Here is a 3293-nt window from a genome sequence, read left to right on the forward strand (position 1 = left end):
TCAAAAACAGCAGGTCGCTTGATTCTCATACACCAGATTTGACTATAGCTCGGTTCGTCCCAACAAAGGTACCAAATGCAGCATGGTTGTTTTGGCATTAGCTTAGTGTGATTGGCTTTTAGTTTTTTGGTAACCCCCGAATTTGGTGTTCAAACGGCTAATTTCAGGGGGAGGATTCCGAGGGGAATCTTTGAGCTTCTCATCAGCAAAATTTAAATCACGCTGAGGAAGCACGGGGACAGGTCTAGAATTGGAAAAACTACCCAAAGCCACGCAACCCAAAGTCAAAGAAGCCTTGCATGATATTTGGCAAGCGGAAACCCGGGAAGATGCATACAAAGCCTTTGACCATTGCATCGAGCGTTTCAATCCGAAATATCCGGGTACGATGAACTGCCTAGCCAAGAACAAAGCTTCCATGTTGGCTTTCTATGATTATCCTGCCGAAAACTGGCAGCACATCAGAACCACCAATCCGATTGAATCAGTATTTGCTACTGTCAGACTAAGAACTGCCAAAAAAAATTGTGGGAGCCGGATAACAACACTGACGATGGCATTCAAACTCATGGAAACCGCACGGAAAAAATGGTTCCGGTTAAGAGGTTATAATCTGTTGGCAGATGTAATCAATGGTGTTAAATTTGTTAACGGTATTAAACAAGTAAAGGATCAAAAACAGAATGCGGCTTGATTCTCTATACACCAGATTTGACTATAGCTCCGCAGGTGCTATGTGTGCAAGCGTACGGTTAATTTTGATTAGCACTGTTACTATTCTCTTTTTATCTTAAATGTAATTTAAATTATCGAGGCTGGCCAGCATTTTTAATGAAAAAGAGTCTTTCGATTAGCAATAACGTGTCAATGCTGATAGCTCTCGGGTTGGTGTTAGGCTTTCTTTTTTTTGCGCGGATAATCTTAATTCCCATTGCATTATCGATTCTTCTAACGTTCCTGCTTACTCCAATCGTAATTTGGTTGCAACAACATGGTGTTGCCAGGGTAATCGCTGTCGCATTCGCGGCATTGCTTGCCTTAAGTAGCATTGTAGGTTCAATTTGGGGAATAACGAGTCAAATTGGAAGCTTGTTGGATACCTATCCTCAATACGAAAACAATATTTTATACAAGCTGGAGCAAATCACTAAAAATAACCCAGATGGTTTATTAGATAAAGTCCAAGTCGTAACCGAAAGTATTACAGATAAATTAAAAAATAATTCAGAATTAGAAGACATATTGCCAATTCCTTCTAATAAGTTGGAACCCCAGCCCGTACGTATAGTTAACGACGGGCCTTTTCAATTATCAGAGTTGTGGTCGGTTTTTGGCCATATGTTAGAACCTATTGCTAATGCAGGTTTAATAATCGTTCTGGTCTGCTTCATGCTGCTCCATCGTGAAGATTTGCGTGATCGCGTAATTTCATTAATTGGAGTGGATCAATTAGCTCATACAACTCGAGCATTTGAAGATGCAGGCGAGCGTGTCAGTAGATATTTATTGATGCAATTATTAATAAATGTTGGTTACGGGGTAGCGGTAGCAGTGGGCTTGTGGTTGATTGGCGTTCCTTACGCAGCTTTATGGGGGTTTTTTGGTGCACTTTTACGTTACATTCCCTACCTGGGTCCATGGCTTGCTGCAATTTTACCAATTACGTTAAGTCTGCTGATCTCGCCTGATTGGTCATTAGCAATAATGGTACTTGCCATGTTTTGTGTTCTGGAGCTAATCACTAATATGATCATTGAACCAATGCTCTATGGACGAGGCATCGGAGTATCGCAAGCGGCATTACTTGTATGCGTCGCATTCTGGACATGGCTTTGGGGACCAATTGGGCTTGTATTAGCTTCACCCTTGACTGTTTGTATCGTAGTGTTAGGTCGATATGTTCCTTACTTAAACTTTTTTGATACCTTACTCGGAGATCGCCCAACTCTTACCCCTGGGCAACGCTTTTATCAGCGATTACTGGCCGATGACATCGATGAAGCATCCAGTTTAATTGAACAGGAGACCTCAGACACTGAACTTACATTAGTGCAAGTCTACGATAATTTAGCAATTCCAGCACTAGTGCATAGCAGAAATGATTTTCGCCAAGGCAAAATTGATGCCGAGGAACAAAGGGAATTCATTGAAAACTTCAGAGAAGTTATTAATGATCATGAAGAATTAATGATCAGTGAAGATTATGAAAAGCAGAAAGAGCATGAGCTGAAAATTATCTTAACTATTCCAGCTGGAGATGCCACAGATGAATTAGCAGTAAAAATATTAAACAAATCAATGCATCATGAAGATTTTGAATGCCATGAAATTGGTCCAAAGTCGCTAGCCACTGAAATGCTAACAACAGTAGAAAAGTTAAACGTTAATATTGTACTTATTGCTTCTGTTTATCCAAGTAATTTAGCACATACAGTCTATCTTATTAAACGCATACGTGCACGCTTTCCAGAGATTATTATTGTCGTTAGCAGGTTCGGAATAAGCGATCCTGATTACGCTAAGAATAACCTTGAAAAACTAACGGCAGTAGGAGCCAATATAGTTGTTTATACGCTCCAGGAAACCCTGACAGAACTCAATAAGTTGTACAGCACCTGTGCGTCGTCAAAGCAATCTGAACGGATGACTACCTGAATTAATAGACGTTTTAGCTCATCAAGTTTGAACTTGCGATTCCCCGTGGTCTTGCCACGGGGTTGTTTATTTCACCAGCTTGGAATTCATCGGGCTGCTGAAGGATAACGGTATCCAGATCAGTATGGATGGCAAGGGCAGCTGGCGTGATAATGTGTTTGTCGAACGGCTTTGGAAGAGCGTCAAATACGAAGAGGTCTATCTGCACGCCTATGACAGCGTATGTGATGCAAAACAAGGCTTAGAAAAATATTTCATGTTCTACAACCAATATAGACCTCACACCGCGCTTGACGACAAAACGCCCAATGAGTTCTACTTCGATAACCTGCCTGCAATGCAAAATACAGCGTAGGCATTAACGCGAGATTTCCACTTAAAATATGGGAAAAACTGTCCAATCAAGTGTGGCCGCCTCTTAGTGACAGAAGCAGACATATCTGCTCACTTGATATGTAGAGCTTACTCAAAAAGCATAACTAACTGATTGAGTTTAACAATATTGTATTATTTGGTAAAATGGTGCACGTAAATATGTGAATTAACACCAAAAACCGTGCACTATGATTCGTTATATCAGCCAAAAGAGCTATAGTCAAATCTGGTGTATGAGAATCAAGCGACCTGCTGTTTTTGAT

The 3293-nt window shown here is 40.7% G+C and carries 1 protein-coding gene and 2 pseudogenes; all 3 read left to right on the top strand.

Translation table 11 applies throughout. The features are described 5' to 3' along the window. Positions 1 to 259 precede the first annotated feature (259 nt). A pseudogene (locus QZV86_RS13565) lies at positions 260 to 694 on the top strand (transposase); the annotation flags it as partial. A gap of 137 nt (positions 695 to 831) precedes the next feature. Further along, entirely contained in the window at positions 832 to 2655 is a 1824-nt protein-coding gene (locus QZV86_RS13570; protein ID WP_295629223.1) for an AI-2E family transporter, read from the top strand. Between the two features lie 70 nt (positions 2656 to 2725). Continuing rightward, positions 2726 to 3010, top strand: a pseudogene (locus QZV86_RS13575) (integrase core domain-containing protein); the annotation flags it as partial. Positions 3011 to 3293: the final 283 nt, after the last annotated feature.

Origin of the sequence: uncultured Nitrosomonas sp. (genome assembly GCF_902826915.1) — a bacterium.
GTDB lineage: Bacteria > Pseudomonadota > Gammaproteobacteria > Burkholderiales > Nitrosomonadaceae > Nitrosomonas.